This is a genomic window from Winogradskyella wichelsiae, assembly GCF_013403925.1.
Taxonomy (GTDB): domain Bacteria; phylum Bacteroidota; class Bacteroidia; order Flavobacteriales; family Flavobacteriaceae; genus Winogradskyella; species Winogradskyella wichelsiae.
In genome coordinates this window covers 103,776-125,214 of sequence record NZ_JABFDJ010000009.1, presented here as the reverse complement: position 1 = coordinate 125,214, position 21,439 = coordinate 103,776, and the positions used below count along the sequence as shown (strand labels likewise).

The following is a 21,439-nucleotide window of genomic DNA, read 5'->3' as shown; positions in this document are numbered from 1 at the left end:
GCCGGTAGTTAACACCGTGTATATTTAATTGCTTGGTTTCTGCTTATCTGGAATATTCCTTCGGAATATTCTCAGGTCCGTAAAAGTTTACTAAATTAGTTGCCAAACCACGCAACTAATCATACACAAACACGTTAGCAAACATATAACCGAAATGCGGAAATTCTACTTAATACTTGTTCTGATTTTATCATTCAGTTGTTCTCAAAAACAATCTGACATCAGAATTACGGAATTTGAAAAAGTTTTAGGAGAAAGACAAACTAAAGCTCTGAATTTACTCGTATCTGACTTTGAAAAGAATTTAGCCAAAATCTATCCGAATTTGACAATCGATAAAGGTTATCGCCAATATCTAATTGATATAAAATCGGACACAATAACTGACTGGAAAAAATTTGATTTTCAATCTAAAAAAACAAACTCTGAATTTTACAAAAGTGGATTACGAAACGAAATTTACGACAAAGATACAACAGAACTGAAAGCCAATAATCTTGGAAAGTATATGAATGCATTATATTCAATAAAAGATACTGATTCTCTAATTAAAAAGTATTGGGATAAAAAAGAAGCTATTGGAATCATGCAAAACAGCATTTTTGTAGATGGATTTTTATATTCAAATCCTGATTTTAAAGACTATTTTCATAAACGAATTGCAATTATAGAATTTAGTTTTTGAAAATAAATACGTTTGCTAACACCGTGTATAATTAATTGCTTTGGTCGTTGCCTACTTGGAAAATTCCTTCGGAATTTTCTCGCGTTCTTTTTTGTTTACTAAATTAGTTGCTTAAACACGCAACTAACCATACACAAAACCGTTACCAACAAGCACTAATTTACATCGACAAATTCATTAACTTAAGGTAACAAATCAAAATTTTAGATTTTATAAAAACCACTAGTTTATCCTATCCTTAACAATAAGTGTTTTTCAATTCCAAAGAGATTCTGAGTCTTTCACTTTAAAAAAATATTTCACAACATATTGATTATCATCTGCTTAACATAATTAATTAAAAAAACCACTTTTTTTTGTTATATCTATATCCATTTTATCGTTATTAAGATATAATGAATAAAACAGAATTTAGACTTAAGGTATTTTCATTATCCGAACGTTTGTTTCCAATGGTTTCTAGAATACTAGGCGGTAGAGCAAACGCTGAAGATGCGATCCAAGACATAATGATGAAACTTTGGATAAAGCGAAAGCAAATTGCAGAGCATCCTAATATTCAAGGTTTAGTGTTTTCTACTGCTAGAAATCATTGTATTGATATGCTTAGAAAAAAGAAGTTAGATATTAATGATTCTTCTTTTCAGCTTGAGATCGTGAAATCAGAAAATGGTAGAGAAGCACTAGAATGGCAAGAGTTAAATACTATTATTAGAAAGATTGTTGCGAGTCTACCAGAGCAGCAAAGAGAAGTTGTAATAATGAGAGACTTAGATGGTTATGAATTTATTGAAATAGCCGCTGCTACAGAACTTAAAATTGAACATGTAAGAGTTTTGTTATCTCGAGCAAGAAAGCAGGTAAGTGTACAACTAGAAAAAACTTATAGTTATGAAAGAGGATAAAACTGAACGGTTAATCAAAAAATATAAGGAAGGGCAAAGTACTTTAAGTGAAGAACAATTTTTGTTTGACAGTACTGATAATTTAGAGCCTTCATTGGATGCATGGTCTGCTTTTGTAAAAAATAACAAAACGGAAACACCAAAAGATTTTAATAAGAGTTTATGGGAATCATTTCAAAATAGAAAAAACAGAAAACGTAAGCTATTTGTTGGCATCCTATCTGCAGCAGCCTCAGTTGTATTATTTATTTCTCTTTTTTTAGCGAATCCTAAACAAGAAGAATCGAATTATTCTGAGAAAGAAGTTCTGTTAAGTTTGGCTAAAGAAATGGTTTCTAATTCAGTTTCAGCAGAAATTGAACAAAGTATTATTTATGAAAATGAAATCGTAATTATTTACACTACTAAAGAACAATAAATCAAATATTTATTAATAATCAAACATTTAAAATCATGAAAAATTTAATTTTAACGGTATGTGCTCTATTATTCTCAACTTCGTTAATGCAAGCACAAGAATTTAAAATAGAAAAAAAGGATAACCAAAAGAAGGAAAAGCTGCATGTAAAGGCAAAAGAAGGGGCTAAACCAGATATTTATGTTGACGGAAAAAAATTCGATTTTAGTATGGACTTAATAGATACTGATATGATTGCTAGTGTTGTTGTAATAAAAGGTGATAAAGCCATAAAAAAATATAATGCACCCAATGGAGTCATACTTGTTACAACCAATAAAAAACATGAATTAGACAAAACCAACGGAAAAACTAATTTTAAAGGCACAACACCAGTGATAATTATTGACGGTAAAGTATCTAATAAAGAAACGCTAGATAAATTATCACCTGATGATATAGAAAAGATAGAAGTTTTTAAAGATGAGAAGGCTATAAAAAAATACAATGCCGCAAATGGAGCTATAGTTATTACAACAAAGAAAGGGAAGAAAGAATAGGTTGCAGTATCACATTAACAGAGTAAGTCGAGAAAAAATAGCTTTGGTCATGGACCCAAGCTATTTTTTTTAATTTTAAATTCAAATATAGTAATGAAAAAAGTAGATTTATTATATATTTAATTTGTTCCATTCAAAATACTATAACTTAGGTCTAAAATTATGTATTAAATAAGAAGAGTTATTTAGAGTTCTCTGTTAGTTAATGTGACAAAACACCTGTTGGTAACACCGTGTATAATTAATTGCTAGGTACTTGCGACTCACGAACATTCCTTCGGAATATTCTATCTGTGATTTATTTGCTAAATTAGTTGCTGAACCACGCAACTAACCATACACAAACCGTTAGCTAACATTTGAAAATCGTCTCGTCCTAAAATAGGTTAACCAAAAATTAAACACTTTTAGTACCCTATGGAAACACAAAAGAATAGCATCTGCCAAAAAAACGGTATCAAAAAGTAAGTTTCGACAAACTTTCGATAATTGACGAAATTGTTAATGGCCAGATCTCGGTCAATCACGCTGCAAACAAGTACAATATTTCTAGAAGCTCTATTGAGTATTGGATTAAAAAATCGAGTAACTTCGAGGATAAATCCAATACCATGAGCAAGAACGACCAGATCAAAAAACTAAAGGAACGGATCGAGGAACTTGAGTTCGTAAAGGACTTCAAACAGGATGTTATCGCTGATTTTGAAAACATTACAGGAGAGCATCTCTCAAAAAAGTACTTGCCCGAAGCATTAGTAAAAAAGATAGAGAAAAAGAGAAAAAGCCTTTCAAAATAAAATGGCTCTATCAATGCCTCGGGATCATTAAACAGGCGTACTACAAAAGAATACATTCTAACAGCACCAAAGAGATAAGAGATGAAATAGTCTTAAATCTTGTACGAAAAACAAGGAAGACACATCATAAATCAGGCACAAGAAAACTGATCAAGTTCATTAAAAACGAACTTGAATAAAATAATATTAAAATGGGAAGGGACGCACTGTTCGACCTGCTTAGGTGCTATGGTATGTTGGTAAAGAAAACGAAACGTTACCATATCACAACAGATTCCAAACACTTATTCTATAAATCGCCAAACCTGATAAAGGATATGGAAATTGAACTCAGCGAACAAGTATTCGTTAGTGATATTACATATATAAAAACAGATGGTGGTCACGCCTATTTGGCTTTGGTAACAGATGCCTATTCTAAAAAATTAATGGGTTGGGGCCCTTGACGACAATATGAGGGCTACACTGATCGTACAGGCTTTGGACATGGCTATCAAGAACCTAGATTTTAAACCTGAGAGCACCATCCACCACTCAGACAGAGGTATACAGTATTGTTGCCCTAAGTTCACTGATTTTGCCGAGGAAAACAACTTTAGACTCAGCACTACTCAACAGTATGATCCTTATGAAAACGCAGTAGCTGAACGAATAAACGGAATACTAAATATGAATTTGGACTTAAAAAAACAATTAAGAAGTCGGTATTGCTAGGCAGATAATGAAGCAAGCTACTCAGATATACAACCACCAAAGAATACACTAGAGTCTTGGACTGGAAATACCTGAGCATATTCACAAAAAATACAATACGATAAAGTACAAATCGTATAAAAACAAAACAGCCTAGGAATGTTGGCAACTTTTCTAAAACCCGAAGGGAATTATTAAAAAAAGTTGTCAATGTTCCGTGGATATTTACGATATTTAATTAATTTTTTAAACCAAAAATGGTCAACCTATTTCAGGACAAGACAATACGACAATGCTTTGAGATTACTCACTCAACCTATTTCTAACCAAATCATAAACTTTATAACCAATTGACTTTAAATATAACTAGTTAACAGCTTAAAAAGATGAGATATTTAATTAAGAATAAATGATTTATATAATACTGTAAAATTTTAATTAAATTATTTTTTTATAATCTTTTTAATAACAAGTCCATCTACTGTGCTAATTTTAAAGAAATAAAGACCTTCGGCTAAAGCGTTAATATTTATAACATCAAAATTACTCGTAATTGTTTTAACTATTTTACCAGCTAAATCAACAACATCTATTTTTCTTATAATCAACTCATTATTAATAATAGTTAATTGACCTGAAGTTGGGTTAGGGTATATTTTGATACTTGGATTAGTTTCATCGAAATCTTCATTATTTAAGGTTGCCTCAGTAAATTCAAAAGCACCAACGTCTGGAGCATTACCAAAATAAAGAAGAGAGACTCCTTGTCCATCTACCCAGCTAAGTGGAGTACTAAGAGTTAAAGTGTTTGATGAATAATCAACATCAGTTATAACTGCTGTTACTGCTTGTCCTTCTAGCTGAATAATATCTCCAGATACTCCTTCAATACCAAAACCATTCATAAACCATTTAGCATCATCTACCAGCATCTCTGTACTGCTACTTGCAGAGCTAGTGGTATTGGCAAGAAAAGCTCCAGAATCTATCATAGCACTACTTTCTTGTAAACTAAAATCGTATAGCTCAGGAGATACAAATAGAGGGGCTTCTTCTAAACTATTTTTTATAAAATTACCTCTATTTGTTTCCCACCAACTTAAAGATTTTGGCGCTTCATTTGAACCTGAATTCCTAGCTCCATAATTAATAAGATATAATTCATCAGTACTAGTGCTAAATAGGGCATTATTATCAAAGATTACATCTGTTAATCTTCCTGTAATAACTTGTACCGGTTCATCATCCAATTCAGTATACCAACTCCAACGATAGTCATTTTGTATAAATACATTTTTAAATAAGATATTATTCTTTATTTTTTGATCTGAAAATTGAGTACCAGAACTTCCAGAAATATCAAATGCACTGAATTTATTATTATAAAATACGTTGTTATAAAATCGATTACCATAATTATTTAAGGCTTCATCTGAATAAATAGTTAAGGAGATTGCAGGGCCAGTACATTCATAAAACACATTTCCTCGTACAATTCCATTTTGGCCTGCATATTGAATTCCAGAATAGGGAGAAGCATCTCCTGAGGAAGCTGTGAAAGCAAACACATTATTCTCTACAACATTATTCTTTGTATCATCCAATGATGTTATTTTTTCGTAAGGAGCATCACCGTAACCAACGTTATCGCAATCATAAATTTCCCCTATTTTTTGAATCTCGTTATGGAAATAATTATTTCTAATCACATTGTTATTACTACATTTTAGAGTCCATAAAACATGAGTTGCCTTAGATATCGTATTACCTTCGATAAGATTGTAGTTAGATTGAACCAATCCAATATTATCTTGGGTACTGTTATCAATTACATTATCTATGATCTTATTAAAGTCTGAATTTTGAAAGAATAATCCTGTCTTTGAGCTTCCTCCAGAATCTATCGCGTTTTCAAAAATATTGTTTTTAATTATATTATTACTCGAGCCTAGTGCATTCAGCCATCTTCGAACATCTCTTATAATTAAACCATCAATAACAATATACTCTTTCTCATAAATCATGATTGCAGGTGATAGAGATACTCCGCTAATTACTGCCTCTTCATTATTATAATTTTTAAACGTAATTTTTGCATTAACTGTTCCTGAGTATTGAGGACTTATCTGCTCATTAAAGATGCCTTCTCTAATTAATACGGTTGTACCAGCGGTAGCAAAACTCGCAGCAGATTCAAGCGTTCTGTATCCATTTCCATCTGAACCATTACAATTTCTATTGGTTATAGAATAATTACCATTACAGTCTGTAGCTAATTGGTCGTCTACATAAATGTTTTGTGAATAAACACTTAGTATATTACTAATAAATATCAATGTAAACAAAATAATTTTTTTCATAATATACTCTTAGTCAATAGTTATTTTTTTTATGCGTTTGAAGTTCTTATTTTAAAGAAAAATATTTTTTTAAAAATAAGACTAATTTAAAAATAATTACGATTTAAGAAAATATAAAATAATAATACATGCAATTACTAGGTATAATAAAAGCAAATATTCCAAGTCCTATTTATTTGAAGAAAGTATAAATCTATAATTTGTTTAATGTACTAGTCAACGTTATTAAACAGTCAGAAAGACGTTACTGTTGTTGACGTTGTATTTATTATAACAGGGATTCTATTACATTTCGATTTCTACAGGTTAGATCTAATTAAAACTGAGAGTCAAATCTCAACCTAAAACTTTAACTAACAACTCTTTAAGCAAGTCTCCTTGAGGTACTGCATTAGCTCCTACTCCTTTACTTTTAACATCAAACTCGCGTAATACACCTATAATATAACTCACTTTTTTCATTGGGTAATTTCTGGCTGCTTCAATATATTCATTTACAAAATATGGATTTACCTTTAATGCTGAAGCTACACTTCTGGGATTTTTATCAGACATTCCATGAAGTTGTAATAGTTGAGAAAAGAAACTAAACAAAAGGGCAACAGTAACCACCATAGGATTATCCTTTGGGTTGTCTGCAAAATACTTTGCTATTTGGTGCGCTTTTAATATGTTACGTTGTCCTACTGCTTTTCTTAATTCAAAATTATTATAATCTTTACTTATCCCTATATTCTTTTCAATATGATCTGGAGTAATCTGGGTACCTTCTGGTAAAACAATTTTTAATTTATTAAGTTCATTATCGATCTTACTAAGATTAGTTCCTAAAAACTCCACAAGCATTTGAGCTGCCTTTGGAGAAATATCATAATTCTTTCCTGCCAAAGTTCGTCTTATCCAATCAGCAACTTGGTTTTCGTACATTTTTTTACTTTCGTATACGACACCAATTTTATTAATTGCTTTATATAAAGCTTTTCGTTTGTCTAGTTTTTTATATTTATAATTAAAGACTAAAACTGTTGTAGGCTGAGGGTTAGCTGCATATTTAGCCAATTGTTCAATGGTTCTACTTAGGTCTTGTGCTTCCTTTACAATAACTACCTGACGCTCTGCCATCATTGGATAGCGTTTAGCATTGCTCACAATATCATCTATAGTAACATCACGTCCATAAAGTACCATTTGGTTAAAACCTTTTTCGGTTTCCTCCAAAACATTGTCTTCAATATAATCTGAAATCTTATCAATATAATAAGACTCCTCACCCATTAAAAAATAAATAGGTTTAAGGTCTCCTTTTTTTATTGCAGCAACTAATTGTTTTATTTCGTCCAAATTGTAAAAAATTCCAAGTTAAAAATTCCAAATTATTATAGTAATTGTTCAGTTAAACACTAAAAAATTAGATTTTGGTAATTGAAAATTGTGATTTGTGGTATTCTGTTTTAACTTTGACAAAAATCAGTTATTCTAAGTGTTGCAAGAACTCAACTTTCCAAAGTTTGAATACCGCTTCAAAAGTACAGAAAATAAAGTTTCTATTTTTGATGTCATTCGTAAAAAATTCATCATTCTTCAACCCGAAGAGTGGGTAAGACAACACTGTGTTCATTATTTAATTAATGTAAAAAAATATCCCAAATCATTAATTAATGTTGAAAAAGAAATGAATCTCAATGGCTTAAAAAAACGCTATGATATTGTTATTTTTAATCCAGATGGCAGTATTTACTTAATTGTAGAATGCAAATCTTACAGCATAAAAATAGATCAAACAACTTTTGATCAAATAGCGCGCTATAACCTGGTTTTAAATGCTACTTTTTTAATGGTTACAAATGGTTTAAATCATTATTATTGCGAAATGGATATGAAAGCAGAACATTATTCTTTTTTAATGGATATTCCTGATTATAAACCTAAATAAATGTTACAAACAAAAGATATTGCTATTGTTATTTTAAATTGGAACGGAAAGGCTTTACTAGAGCAATTTTTGCCTTCAATAATTCAATATTCTGAAAATGCCTTAATTTATATTGCAGATAATGCCTCTGATGATAACTCTGTTCTGTTTGTTACAGAACATTATCCATCGATTAAGATAATTCAAAATTCAGAAAATGGTGGCTATGCAAAAGGCTATAATGATGCTTTAAAACATATTGAAGCTCCTCTACTCTGTTTATTAAATAGTGATATTGAAGTGACTAAAAATTGGCTTCAACCTATCTTAACGGAATTTAATACTGAACAAAACACCGCTATAATTCAACCTAAAATATTAGATTATAAAAACAAAACTAAGTTTGAATATGCTGGCGCGGCTGGTGGTTTTATAGATAAATATGGATACCCTTATTGTCGTGGGCGCATCTTTGATAGCATAGAAGAAGATTGCGGTCAGTATAATGATAAAGCGGATATATTTTGGGCTTCTGGAGCTTGTTTTTTTATAAGAAATTCAGTTTTTAAGGATTTAGATGGCTTTGACGAATCTTATTTTGCTCATATGGAAGAGATTGATTTATGTTGGCGTGCGTTTAATAAAAGCTATAACGTTAGCTATATCGGAACTTCAACTGTTTTTCACGTAGGTGGAGCAACACTAAATAATACAAACCCTAAAAAAACATATCTTAACTTTAGAAATAGTTTATTTACTTTATTTAAAAATGTCCATTCTAATTTACTATTGAAAATTTTAATCAGAATGCTTTTAGATGGGATTGCTGCTCTTCGCTTTTTATTGCAATTTAAACTTGCATTTTTCTTAGCGATATTAAAAGCACATTACTCTTTTTATTATAATTTGCCTCGTCTTTTAAAGCATAGAAAAAAATCAGTAAAACGCCGTGGTTATTACCATACAACTTCTATTGTTTGGTCCTATTTTGTAAAAAAACAGACTAAGTATTAATTGTTTATAAAATTGTTAAAGTTTTTGTTAATCCATGTACTGCTCGTTATTCTTTTGCATAATTTTGTTATGTTAAAATTAACTATTTAAACTAGAATTGAATTATGAGAAAATTAATGTTATTAAGTGTTTGTTCACTGTTATTTTTAGCATCATGTGTGTCTAAAAAAGAATATACTGCACTTCAAGAAAAACAGCAAAAAACCGAAGATTTATTAAATACAGCAACTGTAAAATTAAATAGTTGTTTATCTGATGTGGCTGCTGCAAATGCTAGAGTTGAAACAATGAAAGATCAACTTGCTGATTTGCGTAAGTCTAATCAAGATTTAATTGATACTAAAGGTGATTTAACTATCTTAACTAAAAAAGGATCTGAAAATCTTGAAAAGTCTTTAGAAAGCTTAAAAGAACGTGACTTAAAAATTACACGTTTACAAGATGCTTTAACTAAAAAAGATAGTGTAACACTTGCGGTTGTAACAAGTCTTAAAAAAGCTGTTGGAATTAACGATCCAGATATTGAAATTAATGTAGAAAAAGGTGTTGTATTTATTTCTATTGCTGATAAATTATTATTTAAAAGTGGAAGTTATACTGTAACAACTAGGGCCAATGAAATTTTAGCTAAAGTTGCTAAAGTTATTAATAGCAAACCTGATTTTGAAGCTATGGTAGAATCTCATACAGATAACGTACCATACAACAAACCACCATTAGTTGACAACTGGGATTTAAGTGTAAAACGTGCAACATCTGTTGTTAGAGTTTTAGAAAGCTTAGACGTTAACCCTCAACAATTAATTGCCGCTGGTCGTAGTTCTTATGTGCCATTAGTAGAAAATGATTCTGCTGAAAACAAGGCGAAAAACAGACGTACACGTATTGTTGTAATGCCAAAAATTGACCAATTCTATGAAATGGTTGAAAATGAAATGAAAAATTTATCTGAAGAAAAATAATCTTAGTAGATTTTAATATAAAAAAGCCCAATGCAAATGCATTGGGCTTTTTGTTTTAAATCGTTATTATTTCAATTTCTCTTTTAGAATCTTCATCACTCAGTCTTATCACTTTAATTATTTTTTCTTCGTTAGATTTTCCATAATTTCTATAAATAGTAACTTTTAAACTTGCAGGTCCTGTAATTTTCTGAACACGGTCAGAGTAATAATCCACTGACACTTTATAGTCTCCTTTTTGAGCCTGTTTTATCCAATAACTTTCTGGACCATAACCTTCTGTTAAATCTTCTGATAATCTATCTCCAAATTTAGAAGTATCGTGTCCATAATAGATAACTTCATTTACAGGGTTTTTAACATACAAATCTAGATCCGTTTCACCATGATTCCAATCTACAACAACTCTAATATCAGTTTCTATAGATTTATACACTTTCCTTAATTCTCTAGACCTAGTACTGTTATCTGTATTTACTAAATGGCACAACTCTACATAAGCAATCTGCTCAATTCCATAATACATTTTTTGCTCATCCTTTTCTAATAAATCACCATTTATGATTTTAAGAAATAAATCAATTGCTGCATCAATATCCCCATTAGCTCCATAAGCTAATGCTAAATCTCTATAAGACTGTGGGTGCTCTGGACGTAATTCTAATATATTTTTATAAACATATATGGCCAAATCAAACTTTTTGTATTGCTCAAGTTTATAAGCTAAAGCTCTAATAAGTTCATGATTATCTAATTCTATTTCTATAAGATTAGTTGCGACTCTTAAAGCAAGATCTATTCTGTTTTTAGTTTCAAAAAAATCAGCTATATCCAAAAAGAACGATGGTATATTTCTATAATTCTCTCTAATTTTTAAATAAGCTTCATAAGCTTCTTCTACAGAATCCTGTTCACTTAAATACTGAATATAAGAGGCATTCTTATCCCATGTTTTCAATGTTAATTGCTCTTCTATTTTCTTATTTAATTCGTCTATCTCTTCCTTATTCGTTTTTTCACCTTCCTTTGTTGTAATTACAACGACTCCATTAGCACCTTTAGAACCATAGATTGCTATTGCATTAAATCCTTTAATTACAGATATAGAAAGTATATCTTCTGGATTGAGATGAGAGATATTACCAGTATAAGGAAAACCATCTATGACGTAAAGTGGCTCTTGGTTTCCATTTACCGATCCAAAACCTTTAATGCTAACCGTTGTGTTTTCTTTGAGGTTGCCGTTAGAATTAACAACATTAACACCTGCAACTTCACCTTCTAAAGATTGAGATATATTGTTTTCTATACTTTCATATGATATTGTTGATACTGATGTTGTATTAGACTCCTTTGCCATCGTGGCATAACCTGTCACTACAATTTCATCTAGAGATGCAGTATTATCATTTAGAACAATGTTTAAATTAGTATTAGAGCTTAACTTTTGTTCTACGCTATCCATTCCTACAAATGAAAACACAAGAGTTTCATTGGGTGCTGCATTAAGTGCAAATTTTCCATCAAAATCGGTTTGTCCTCCTCTATTAGTGCCTTTAACGATAACAGATGCGCCTGGTAAAGGTAAGCCATCACTAAATGTCGTTACATTACCGTATACAATAGCTTTTGTAGTGTCTATGGTATGGGTTACAATTGGACTTGGGTTTGTATGTTGAGAATGAGCATTAAATGTGCGTGTATCTGTATTTGAATTAGATACAGGACTGACATTATCTTTCGGGTTCTTATCTATTGATTTTGTTTTGATCATAAAATCTTGATTATACCAATCTCTTATTATTTTATAATCCGATTTTAGATCCGCTTTCTTATTCTCTAAATCAACAAGTAAGTTCTGTTGTTGTAATTTTGATTGTGATAATCTGCGCTTATATTCGTCTATTAATTCTGAAGGTGGTTCTATTTTGTAGCGTACATAATCTTCTATTCTATCTAATACAATCATTGATGTATAAGGTGAAATTAAATGGTAAGCTCTAGCCAATTCTATGATATCTTTTTTATTTTCTTCTTTATTTTTAGTTAGATAATTAAGCTTCGCTTTTGCCCATAGGCGCTTAGATAACACAGAATTTGAAGATGACGCCATGTTTACTTTTATACGTTCTGTAATTTCATCACCATAACCAAACAATAATTCAATAGGTTTCAAATCAACATATTTTCCGCTTAAATTGAAATTTTCATTAATAATAGTATTGGGTTTTGGATAGATTTCAAAAAGTGAATTAGCATGTTTTATACCAAGAAACTGAAATGCTTCATGCTTTAATTTTTCTAAAGCAGAATTTGTTGACGTATTATTTAAATTGATATAATTCCCGCCATTATCGGATGCCATAACACCTAATAATTGATGATTTGCAGAACTAACAGAATTTAAACAATATAAAGATGAATCATTATCAAAATTTAATGTTCCTAAATTATGTAGACCATCTGAAAACAGTAATATTTCATCAGACTTTGGTATAGATAATCCTTTATAAGATGTTCCACCATCATATCTAATTCCTTTTAAAGCATTAATTAAATCCTTACTCTCCCCTTTTTTAATGCTGTATACCGTATTACTAATTTCAGTATTACTAAATACTACTAAACTTACTTTTACATCGCTTAGATAATTTAAATAATTATAAATTAAATCTAACTCTTGCACTAGGTTGCGATAATGCATAGAATAAGAAGCATCCCAAAGTATTGTTATTGATTTAGGTTTAATTTTTAATCTCTTTTTTGGCACAAAAGTTTTACTCAGATGAAAATACTCCTCAAATGATTGTAAAGCAAATACATCTTTAATAGGTATTTCTAATTTTAAGTCTTTGTTAAGTAGTGTTTTTTTCTCATGGTATGTTGCAACAAGACTATTGTCGGTTTTATTAAATTTAAGGGCTTTATTAAAACTATCGGCTACAACTGGTAATTGATCTAAATTATGACATTTAATTTTAACTTTAAAATCATTTAGAGCTTCTTTAAACTCAAAAGGAATTATAAATTGATAGTTACCTTCATTTACTAAAAGGTTTTGTTCATAGGTTATTATAATGCGCTTATAGCCATTAGCAGGAATAGGATAAACTCTGGCTTTGTAATTATTTCCTTGTGTTTGCTCTAATAATGCTGGATCTATACGTTGCTTAATAGTGCTTTCATAAGCAACTCTGCCTAATTCTTTCTCTACAACAACTGCCGATCTTAATTTTCCATTTAAGTCCATAGCAAAATGAGATACACTCTGACCTTGAGCTAATGGAAAAGCCAATTCACCTTCTAGAACTTTATTGAGTTCGTTATAAAACGTCATGTTGTAAGTTACAGCGGCGTAGTTTCCAGAAATCTCTACATTTACCTGTAGTTTATCTAGTTTTAGCTTGGACTTATCTTCTAATTTTACGGATGGAAAGTTTTGAGAATAACTTGTTACTGATTGCAGTAATACAAATATAAAGAGAAATAGTTTTTTCATTGGTTTGGCTTTTAATGTTTAATTAAAACTAAATGCCAAACCAATAAAATAAAACTTATAATGAGTGAAGTATGCGTTCCAGTGAGTTTAACGCTCTAAAACCTTTTTTATAGTTTTGTTTCTTTGAATTTTTCCATTTACTGTTTCTAAAAATTTGTCAGTTGTATAAATTTCTTTTGGAACTTCAAACTTAGTTAATCCTTTTAATTGTTTAATTCTATTATGAATACTTTCAACTGAATCTCTAGGGTTTTCTATTATTAAAACTAGTTTTTCTCCCAGTGTACCATCTTCTTCCCCTGCTACAATAAAACGCTCATCTATTACGGGTTGTAACTTATCTTCTATTTGTTCTGGAAATAATTTAATACCACCTGAATTGATCACATTATCAAAACGACCTAAAAGTTTAAAGCTTGTTTCTGATTTAAGATCTACAATATCATTGGTTACTAAAATTTCTTCAACCAATTTTGGAGCATGGATGACTAAACAGTTTCTTTCATCGGTATTGAAAGTAATATCTTGTAAAGCATTAAAATATAATTCTTTTTCACCAGACTGAGACTGTAATGATCTAACAGCAACATGAGTTACAGTTTCTGTCATTCCATATGTTTCATAAAATCGAGATGGACAATCTTTTATTTTTTCAATTAAAGGCTTTGTAACTTTAGATCCACCAACAATTATGTTTTTAAAATTATTTACATAATTAAGAGTATGCTTTAATTGTAAAGGAATCATAGCACCAAAGTCATAAACTTTCTCATAATCAAAAATAGGATGTCCACTAGGCTCTACAAAGTCTATTTCTAATCCTAATACTAAAGCACGAACAAACATCATTTTACCAGCAATAAAATGACTTGGTAAACAATGTAAAGCTTTGTCGCCAGGTTCTAATTTAAAAAAATTACCCGTAGCAATGGCTGAGTTTACCATAGCTTGTTTTGTTAATTTAATCAACTTGGGTTTTCCGGTAGAACCCGAAGTCGTTACGTACAAGTGATCTCTATGATCTAACCAATCAATTAAAAAATCTCCTGTAACTTTTTCATAAGGCTCACCTTCTTTTATAAGACTGTAAGCTACTTCTTTTAATTCTTCATGGGTAAAATGAAGTCCGTTAAATTTAAAACGATTATGTACTTTGTCGTAAGTTGGTGTCATAATTACTCTATTATTTTATAATCTTCTTTTGTTGGTTCTATAACTTTTCCTGTTAACTTTTCTTTCCAATTGGTCCACCCATATTTTTTAGATAGAATAAATAATAAGATCGGATAAACAATTAAAACTGGCGCTACTATTTCTGAAACAGCCATTTCTGTAGGGTCTGCAATAGATGTAAATAAAGCATCTGTCTGTAAAGCTGACCAATCTGAAGTTACTAACAATGCTGTAAAAATATTATTTGCTGCATGGAAGCCTAATGCTAGTTCCAGACCATCATCCATTAACGTCATAATACCTAATAACAATCCTGTTCCGATATAAAACACCATCATAATTGGTCCTAATTTTTCGACTTCAGGATTAAGTCCGTGTAATAAACCAAAAATAATTGATGTTATTAATAATGGCGCCCATCTATTTTTTAATATCACCCCAAAACCCTGCATAAGATAACCTCTCATTAAATACTCTTCAAAACTAGTTTGCAATGGAATAAAGAGAATAACAATGACGCAGAGAATTATAAAAGGCTTTAAATTTAAATTAAAGACGTAATCTTCTGGAGCTAAATAATAAGATAAAAATGTGGTTCCTATTGAGAACACTCCCCAAATGATAAACACAAACCAAAAGCGTTTCCAATCTATTTTAGGCCTTGCTGTTGTTAAATTTAAAAAAGATTGTTTATGAAGTAATTTGGATGACAGAATAATACCAACCAAGCCAACAGCAAATGAAAAAAGCATTAAAAATAAAAACAAGTTATTACCTAGTAAAGATGACATTTGCGTCATATCACTAACAGCAGCAATGTCGGCTCCATTAACAACTTCTATTCCTAAAAAAATTAGTAAAGGGATCATTCCTATAACTTGCCAAAAGATAAATATGACTATTAAACCTACTAAATATCTCCACCAATCATGCAATACACTAAAGGCTTGTTCTATGTAATTCATATTATAAATTAAATTTCCAATTATGTTTTAAATTGTAATGCAAAGTACCATTTTTTACAATTAATGGCGAAGAAAAATTATTAGTAAATAAACCTCCAGTTCCTAAACCTTGTGGTAACTTATTATTTAACGTATAAGTCCACTGTGCAATTGCATTGAGTCCAATGTTACTTTCTAAAGCACTTGTAATCCAATATTGTATTTTTAAATCTTCTGCAAAATTAATCCATTGGTTACTGCCTGAAAAACCACCAACTAAACTCGGTTTTAAAATAATATACTGTGGATTTATGGTTTGAAGCAGTTTTTGTTTCTCTTTTTGTTCAAATACACCAATTAATTCCTCGTCGAGAGCAATAGGCAAAGGTGTATCTTCACAAAGCTGAGCCATTATTTCAAATTGTTTCGCTTTTATAGGCTGCTCTATAGAATGTAATTGATATTCTGATAATTGTTTCAATTTTTCTAAAGCATCTTTGGGAGAAAAAGCTCCATTGGCATCTACACGTAATTCGATATCTGAAACAGAAAATTCTTTACGAATAGATTTTAAAATATTTAATTCCGTTTGAAAATCTATAGCACCGATTTTTAATTTAATACAATTAAAACCTGCCTTAATTTTTTCTTTAATCTGAGTTTGCATAAAATCTTCACTTCCCATCCAAACTAAACCATTGATAGGAATACTAGCTTGTCCTGCACTAAAATCTGAAGGAAATAACTGAAATTGATCTACACTTTCTAAAGATTTAAACGCTGTTTCTAATCCAAATTGAATACTTGGAAACTCTTTTAGTTCAATTAAAAGTTGTTCTAAACCTAAATTAATATTTTCGCAAGTCCACTTTAATTTAGTTTCATAATCAGGTCTATCATCTATTGATAACCCTCTTAAAATACCGCACTCTCCTACTCCTTTTTTACCTTCATTTTCTAATAGAATAAACCAAGTCTCTTTTGTGGTCATCACACCTCTCGATGTACCGCTAGGTCTTTTAAAATCAAGTATGTATTTTTTATAGTTTGCTTTAATCATTTTAAAAATTATGATGCATGCTTAATTGTAATTGTCCTTTACCCCAATTTACCGTTTTTTGATTCATCCAACCTAATTGAAAACGGATATTTGGATTTAAAACATATCCTAAACCTAAATAAGTTCGGTTTCTATCAAAAATTTCAACTTCATTTCCATCACCTATGTCGGTAGCCCCATTTATAAAAATCTCATTATATATAGCTGCATATATGGCTTTTGGTGCTAATTCTTTTTTATTCAAAGGCACATTCAAAAATATATTATAGCGGTAACGCGTTCTAAAATCCTGATTTTCAACGAAACGTTGTTCGTACCTAAATCTATGGGTTATGTAAAATCTATTTCCTAATTTCTGTGGAATTAAAGCTTCTTGGTAAATTCGGTTTTCAACTGAAGTATCATCACTCTCACCAAATTCACCACTTGTAACATTTCCATAACCTAAGGTAAATTTAACGTTTACATCTTTTGGCGAATATGTAATACCAGAACGTAATAACAATTGCTCCATATCTCCAACACCTTGCCAATCTCTATATTGAAAATCTCCTTGAATTCCCCATTGACTATCCTTAAATTGATGATTGTAAAAATACATGTACCACGCCCCTGTTTGTGACTCATCTACCTGAGAGTAAATACTGGTCACACTTAGGCTTAAAAATAAAATAAGTGATTTTAACTTCATAAATCTTGTTTAGTTTTTAAAGTATAAAAATACGCATCTCGTATTTTCTAAATGCTAAATAATTCTAAAAAAATCTTATTTGTAAAGAAAATCAGATGCCCGTATTTAGATCGCAACCATGCTGGAATATTTATTATTTGGGATAAACTATTTGGTACATTTTCAACCGGAATTAAACAATGAAAAAGTAAAATATAATTTGGTTACTAATATCAATACTTATAATCCTTTAAGAAATGATTTTTTTGAATGGGGATCTATGTTAAGAGATGCTTTTAAACAATAAACGAACTTAAAAAATAGAATTCTATACTTTTTTGAGAAACCAAATTGGCAACATGATGACTCCAGTAGTGCAGTAATGATTTAAGAATAGAATGTTTAAAACAGAGAAACACTTAAAAACTAATTAAAAATCATTTAGCTTCATCCTTATTTAAGGTCCAAATTAAGGCTTTCTCTTTTGTTGCTCTAAAAATAGTATTATGATGCTCTTTAGGTTTATTTGAAAATTTCCAAATTAAAGTTTCAGGTGATTTATTTTTTAAAATTTCAGAAAAACTTTTAGAATGAATAGAAATATCTTCTGCATCAGACGCAGCAAACCAAAGCTTAATACGTTTTTCTGTAAATTTTTCTAAATAATGTTCGGTATTCTTAACTAAATAATGATCGTTCCACCATAAAGAAGGATCCATGGCGATATAAAAATTGAAAGTTTCTGGTTGTAACAATAAGGTTTCTATAACAAAAAGTCCTGCTAAAGATTCTCCAATAATACCTTTTTCACTAGTTGTTCTATATTTTTTATCTATTTCTAATATTAATTCATCTGAAATAAATGCTCTAAAATCTTTTGCACCATCCGTTAATGGACAATATTGTGCATCATCTTTAACTTTAGAAAAGCCAGATAAATCTCTTCTTCTATCGGTATTAGCAATGCCAACCAATATAATTGGTGGTATACTTTTATTTTCTACCAATTTTGAAATTGTATTCGCTATATGTGGAAAATCTTCATTAACAACGCCTCCGTCTGGCATATATAAAACAGGTAAAGAATCATTACTAGTTTTATAATTTGGTGGTGTCCAAACATTAATAACTCTTGTTTCTTTCAATAATTTAGATGTTATCTTAAAACTATCGTGAAGAGGAATTGGATCGTTATATTGAGATCCGTTAGAACAGCTCAATATTGAGATAGATATAATAAGTAAGGCTATAAACTTATTCACTTCTTTAATTTTGATAGTTAAATTAAAACATTCGAAAATAAAGGTAACAAATTAAATTACAACTCCATAGACTCACCTACTGCTAAAAGCATTAAATCTTTATTTTTATCAAAGAATTTGCGTTTAGCTTCTTCATGATCAATTTCAATGTAACCAAAAGTATCATAATGGTAACCTAAAATCTTATCGCATTCTATAAAATCACTCGCAAGTATAGCATCTTCTATGCCCATCGTAAAATTATCTCCTATAGGTAAAATAGCTAAGTCTAGTTTGGTTTGCATCGGAATTAACTTCATATCCATTGTTAAAGCTGTATCACCAGCTATATAAATGGTTTTATGCTCACCTTCAATAATAAATCCACCTGGTTGTCCACCATAAGAACCATCAGGAAAAGAAGAAGTATGAATGGCGTTTACGTATTTAAGATTTCCAAATTCAAAATCCCATGACCCTCCGTGATTCATTGGGTGACCTTCTAAGCCTTTATTTTGATAATAGGTAATGATTTCAAAATTAGAAACGATGATTGCACCTGTACGCTTCGCAATAGCTTCAACATCTAAAATATGATCTTGATGTGCATGCGTGACTAATATATAATCTGCTTTTAATGTTTCTATATCAATACCAACAGCTTTTTCGTTACCTGTAATAAAAGGATCAACTAATATGTAAATATCTTTAATTTGAATGCCTAATGAAGCATGTCCGTAAAATGTAATTTTCATGTTATAATGATTTAAAAAACGATACTAAGCTTTAAAATTAATATATAATATACCCAACACCTAAAAGTGTAGCGATAAAAAATGTAGACAATGCAACTACTTTCAGTTGGCTATCAAAATCATCTGCATTTTTTGCTGCTTTTACCTTTTTAAGGTGAATAATTAAAGGTATAAAACCCATTATATATATAAAGTTGTAAGGCTCTACGTAATACAAGATTGAAAATATAACAATTAATAACATAGCTCCAATAACAAGTGCAAAATGGTATTTTTTAGCACGCTCTTTCCCCAATTTAATGGCTAAAGTAATTTTACCTGCATTGGTATCTGAGTTAATATCCCTCATATTATTTAAATTTAAAACTGCCACACTCAATAAACCGAGCGCAATTGCAGGTATAATAACAACATGATCTAACTTATGTATATAAAGAAAGTAACTCCCTATTGTACTTAATAAACCAAAAAATACAAAAACAAAAACATCACCAAGCGCACGATAACCGTAAGGTGAATCTCCCATCGTATAGTTTAAGGCTGCATAAACTGAAAAGCCACCTAAAACTATAAATAAAAGCGCATATAGAATGCTACCAGCACCAAAAGCAATCCAAATAAGTAGCATTGTAGTTATGATAACTACAAGGATATTAAACTTTATGGCTTCTAACATTTGCCCGGGTGTAATGGCACCACTTTGAATGGCACGTTGTGGACCTAAGCGTTCATCATTATCTGTTCCTTTAACACCATCACCGTAGTCATTAGCTAAATTAGATAATACCTGAAGGCTGATTGTTGTTAATAACGCCAATACAAAAACTAACACATTAAAACGACCATTATAATATGCAAAACAACTCCCTAAAATAATACCTGATACAGAAAGCGGTAAGGTTCTTAATCGCATGGCAGAAAGCCATGGTTTAATTTTGTTCATTTAGATTAAATTAAGGAATCCATTTTTTTGGAAAATTTGGTTTTCTTTTTTCTAAGAATGCATCTCTACCTTCTTTGGCTTCATCCGTCATATAAGCTAATCGTGTAGCTTCACCTGCAAAAACTTGCTGACCAACCATGCCGTCATCAGTAAGATTCATGGCAAATTTCAACATTTTAATAGATGTTGGTGATTTTGCTAATATTTCTTGAGCCCATTCATAGGCAGTATCTTCTAATTCTTCATGAGGAATAACGGCATTAACCATTCCCATATCAAAAGCCTCTTGAGCAGAATAATTCCTTCCTAAGAAAAAGATTTCTCTTGCTTTTTTCTGCCCGACCATTTTGGCTAAATATGCAGAACCATAGCCACCATCAAAACTGGTAACATCAGCATCTGTTTGCTTAAAAATAGCATGTTCTTTACTGGCTAAAGTTAAATCGCAAACCACATGCAAACTATGACCACCACCAACAGCCCATCCTGGTACCACAGCAATAACAGCTTTTGGCATAAAACGAATAAGACGTTGAACTTCTAAAATATTTAAACGGTGATAACCATCTTCTCCAACATAACCTTGATGACCTCTTGCTTTCTGATCTCCACCTGAGCAAAAACTCCATATACCATCTTTAGAAGAAGGCCCCTCTGCACTTAAAAGTACAACCCCTATATTTACATCTTCACCAGCATCATAAAATGCATCATAAAGCTCTGATGTGGTTTTAGGTCGGAATGCATTTCTAATATCTGGTCTATTAAATGCTATTCTAGCGACTCCATCACATTTGTGGTAAGTTATATCTTCATAGGACTTTGCAACTTTCCAATCTATATGGTTCATATTTATCAATGTTTAAGCA

The 21,439-nt window shown here is 30.6% G+C and carries 21 protein-coding genes and 1 pseudogene; 11 read left to right on the top strand and 11 right to left on the bottom strand.

Annotation, left to right across the window (positions count from 1 at the left end; all coding sequences use genetic code 11):
• Positions 1–154: 154 nt before the first annotated feature.
• From HM985_RS16120 to HM985_RS17445, 8 genes and pseudogenes are all read left to right on the top strand, one after another.
• Complete coding sequence (locus tag HM985_RS16120) at positions 155–685, top strand: hypothetical protein (RefSeq protein ID WP_179377238.1); 531 nt, start codon at positions 155–157, stop codon at positions 683–685.
• Between the two features lie 395 nt (positions 686–1,080).
• Positions 1,081–1,590 carry an RNA polymerase sigma factor gene (locus HM985_RS16115; RefSeq protein ID WP_179335344.1) on the top strand — a complete coding sequence of 170 codons (510 nt, stop codon included), beginning with the start codon at positions 1,081–1,083 and terminating at the stop codon, positions 1,588–1,590.
• Positions 1,577–2,008 (top strand): hypothetical protein, encoded by a 432-nt coding sequence (locus HM985_RS16110; RefSeq protein WP_179377237.1) that lies wholly within the window; start codon positions 1,577–1,579, stop codon positions 2,006–2,008. The genes HM985_RS16115 and HM985_RS16110 overlap by 14 nt, the downstream gene beginning before the upstream one ends.
• 35 nt (positions 2,009–2,043) lie before the next feature.
• On the top strand, positions 2,044–2,547 hold the full coding sequence (locus HM985_RS16105) for a hypothetical protein (RefSeq protein ID WP_179377236.1): 504 nt from the start codon (positions 2,044–2,046) through the stop codon (positions 2,545–2,547).
• A gap of 440 nt (positions 2,548–2,987) precedes the next feature.
• Positions 2,988–3,116 (top strand): annotated as a pseudogene (locus HM985_RS17320) (helix-turn-helix domain-containing protein); the annotation flags it as partial.
• A gap of 42 nt (positions 3,117–3,158) precedes the next feature.
• On the top strand, positions 3,159–3,344 hold the full coding sequence (locus tag HM985_RS17315) for a hypothetical protein (RefSeq protein WP_246285056.1): 186 nt from the start codon (positions 3,159–3,161) through the stop codon (positions 3,342–3,344).
• Between the two features lie 191 nt (positions 3,345–3,535).
• On the top strand, positions 3,536–3,790 hold the full coding sequence (locus tag HM985_RS16095) for a hypothetical protein (RefSeq protein WP_179377235.1): 255 nt from the start codon (positions 3,536–3,538) through the stop codon (positions 3,788–3,790).
• A gap of 7 nt (positions 3,791–3,797) precedes the next feature.
• A complete protein-coding gene (locus tag HM985_RS17445) occupies positions 3,798–4,058 on the top strand; it encodes a DDE-type integrase/transposase/recombinase (RefSeq protein ID WP_179377234.1) in 261 nt (86 codons plus the stop codon).
• 422 nt (positions 4,059–4,480) lie between these two features.
• Here HM985_RS17445 and HM985_RS16085 read toward each other — a convergent pair whose 3' ends face one another.
• Together HM985_RS16085 and holA are read right to left on the bottom strand one after the other, a co-directional pair.
• Positions 4,481–6,397, bottom strand: coding sequence for a T9SS type A sorting domain-containing protein (locus HM985_RS16085; RefSeq protein ID WP_179377233.1), 1,917 nt, complete (start codon positions 6,395–6,397; stop codon positions 4,481–4,483).
• Positions 6,398–6,733: 336 nt separating this feature from the next.
• Complete coding sequence (gene holA / locus HM985_RS16080; protein WP_179377232.1) at positions 6,734–7,738, bottom strand: DNA polymerase III subunit delta; 1,005 nt, start codon at positions 7,736–7,738, stop codon at positions 6,734–6,736.
• 142 nt (positions 7,739–7,880) lie between these two features.
• Here holA and HM985_RS16075 point away from each other — a divergent pair, with 142 nt between their 5' ends.
• From HM985_RS16075 to HM985_RS16065, 3 genes are all read left to right on the top strand, one after another.
• Positions 7,881–8,330 carry a type I restriction enzyme HsdR N-terminal domain-containing protein gene (locus HM985_RS16075; protein ID WP_179377244.1) on the top strand — a complete coding sequence of 150 codons (450 nt, stop codon included), beginning with the start codon at positions 7,881–7,883 and terminating at the stop codon, positions 8,328–8,330.
• Complete coding sequence (locus HM985_RS16070) at positions 8,331–9,323, top strand: glycosyltransferase family 2 protein (RefSeq protein WP_179377231.1); 993 nt, start codon at positions 8,331–8,333, stop codon at positions 9,321–9,323. It begins immediately after the preceding gene.
• A 104-nt stretch (positions 9,324–9,427) separates the two neighbouring features.
• Positions 9,428–10,285, top strand: a complete 858-nt coding sequence (locus tag HM985_RS16065) for an OmpA/MotB family protein (protein WP_179377230.1) — start codon at positions 9,428–9,430, stop codon at positions 10,283–10,285.
• Positions 10,286–10,340: 55 nt separating this feature from the next.
• Here HM985_RS16065 and HM985_RS16060 read toward each other — a convergent pair whose 3' ends face one another.
• The 9 genes from HM985_RS16060 to HM985_RS16020 form a co-directional block, all read right to left on the bottom strand.
• The gene (locus tag HM985_RS16060; protein ID WP_179377229.1) at positions 10,341–13,784 is read right to left on the bottom strand and encodes a VIT domain-containing protein; all 3,444 of its coding nucleotides are present in this window, start codon (positions 13,782–13,784) and stop codon (positions 10,341–10,343) included.
• Positions 13,785–13,871: 87 nt separating this feature from the next.
• Positions 13,872–14,957 (bottom strand): AMP-binding protein, encoded by a 1,086-nt coding sequence (locus HM985_RS16055; RefSeq protein ID WP_179377228.1) that lies wholly within the window; start codon positions 14,955–14,957, stop codon positions 13,872–13,874.
• Positions 14,958–14,959: 2 nt separating this feature from the next.
• A complete protein-coding gene (locus HM985_RS16050) occupies positions 14,960–15,922 on the bottom strand; it encodes a CPBP family intramembrane glutamic endopeptidase (protein ID WP_179377227.1) in 963 nt (320 codons plus the stop codon).
• Between the two features lies 1 nt (position 15,923).
• Positions 15,924–16,961, bottom strand: coding sequence for an o-succinylbenzoate synthase (locus tag HM985_RS16045; protein ID WP_179377226.1), 1,038 nt, complete (start codon positions 16,959–16,961; stop codon positions 15,924–15,926).
• Between the two features lies 1 nt (position 16,962).
• A complete protein-coding gene (locus HM985_RS16040) occupies positions 16,963–17,652 on the bottom strand; it encodes a DUF2490 domain-containing protein (RefSeq protein WP_179377225.1) in 690 nt (229 codons plus the stop codon).
• A 416-nt stretch (positions 17,653–18,068) separates the two neighbouring features.
• The gene (locus tag HM985_RS16035) at positions 18,069–18,893 is read right to left on the bottom strand and encodes an alpha/beta hydrolase (protein WP_179377224.1); all 825 of its coding nucleotides are present in this window, start codon (positions 18,891–18,893) and stop codon (positions 18,069–18,071) included.
• A gap of 56 nt (positions 18,894–18,949) precedes the next feature.
• Positions 18,950–19,627 carry a metal-dependent hydrolase gene (locus tag HM985_RS16030; protein WP_179377223.1) on the bottom strand — a complete coding sequence of 226 codons (678 nt, stop codon included), beginning with the start codon at positions 19,625–19,627 and terminating at the stop codon, positions 18,950–18,952.
• 37 nt (positions 19,628–19,664) lie between these two features.
• Positions 19,665–20,570, bottom strand: coding sequence for a 1,4-dihydroxy-2-naphthoate octaprenyltransferase (gene menA / locus HM985_RS16025; protein WP_179377222.1), 906 nt, complete (start codon positions 20,568–20,570; stop codon positions 19,665–19,667).
• 10 nt (positions 20,571–20,580) lie between these two features.
• Positions 20,581–21,420 carry a 1,4-dihydroxy-2-naphthoyl-CoA synthase gene (locus HM985_RS16020; protein ID WP_179377221.1) on the bottom strand — a complete coding sequence of 280 codons (840 nt, stop codon included), beginning with the start codon at positions 21,418–21,420 and terminating at the stop codon, positions 20,581–20,583.
• Positions 21,421–21,439 lie beyond the last annotated feature (19 nt).

Bases quoted from the DNA above. Each gene is read 5' to 3' on its own strand.
- HM985_RS16055 (WP_179377228.1), bottom strand. From the start codon at position 14,957: ATGACACCAACTTACGACAAAGTACATAATCGTTTTAAATTTAACGGA.
- HM985_RS17315 (WP_246285056.1), top strand. From the start codon at position 3,159: ATGAGCAAGAACGACCAGATCAAAAAACTAAAGGAACGGATCGAGGAA.
- HM985_RS16060 (WP_179377229.1), bottom strand. From the start codon at position 13,784: ATGAAAAAACTATTTCTCTTTATATTTGTATTACTGCAATCAGTAACA.
- HM985_RS16105 (WP_179377236.1), top strand. From the start codon at position 2,044: ATGAAAAATTTAATTTTAACGGTATGTGCTCTATTATTCTCAACTTCG.
- HM985_RS16095 (WP_179377235.1), top strand. From the start codon at position 3,536: ATGGGAAGGGACGCACTGTTCGACCTGCTTAGGTGCTATGGTATGTTG.
- HM985_RS17445 (WP_179377234.1), top strand. From the start codon at position 3,798: ATGAGGGCTACACTGATCGTACAGGCTTTGGACATGGCTATCAAGAAC.
- HM985_RS16085 (WP_179377233.1), bottom strand. From the start codon at position 6,397: ATGAAAAAAATTATTTTGTTTACATTGATATTTATTAGTAATATACTA.
- HM985_RS16065 (WP_179377230.1), top strand. From the start codon at position 9,428: ATGAGAAAATTAATGTTATTAAGTGTTTGTTCACTGTTATTTTTAGCA.
- HM985_RS16110 (WP_179377237.1), top strand. From the start codon at position 1,577: ATGAAAGAGGATAAAACTGAACGGTTAATCAAAAAATATAAGGAAGGG.
- HM985_RS16030 (WP_179377223.1), bottom strand. From the start codon at position 19,627: ATGAAAATTACATTTTACGGACATGCTTCATTAGGCATTCAAATTAAA.
- HM985_RS16115 (WP_179335344.1), top strand. From the start codon at position 1,081: ATGAATAAAACAGAATTTAGACTTAAGGTATTTTCATTATCCGAACGT.
- menA (WP_179377222.1), bottom strand. From the start codon at position 20,570: ATGAACAAAATTAAACCATGGCTTTCTGCCATGCGATTAAGAACCTTA.
- HM985_RS16050 (WP_179377227.1), bottom strand. From the start codon at position 15,922: ATGAATTACATAGAACAAGCCTTTAGTGTATTGCATGATTGGTGGAGA.
- HM985_RS16070 (WP_179377231.1), top strand. From the start codon at position 8,331: ATGTTACAAACAAAAGATATTGCTATTGTTATTTTAAATTGGAACGGA.
- HM985_RS16120 (WP_179377238.1), top strand. From the start codon at position 155: ATGCGGAAATTCTACTTAATACTTGTTCTGATTTTATCATTCAGTTGT.
- HM985_RS16020 (WP_179377221.1), bottom strand. From the start codon at position 21,420: ATGAACCATATAGATTGGAAAGTTGCAAAGTCCTATGAAGATATAACT.
- HM985_RS16045 (WP_179377226.1), bottom strand. From the start codon at position 16,961: ATGATTAAAGCAAACTATAAAAAATACATACTTGATTTTAAAAGACCT.
- HM985_RS16040 (WP_179377225.1), bottom strand. From the start codon at position 17,652: ATGAAGTTAAAATCACTTATTTTATTTTTAAGCCTAAGTGTGACCAGT.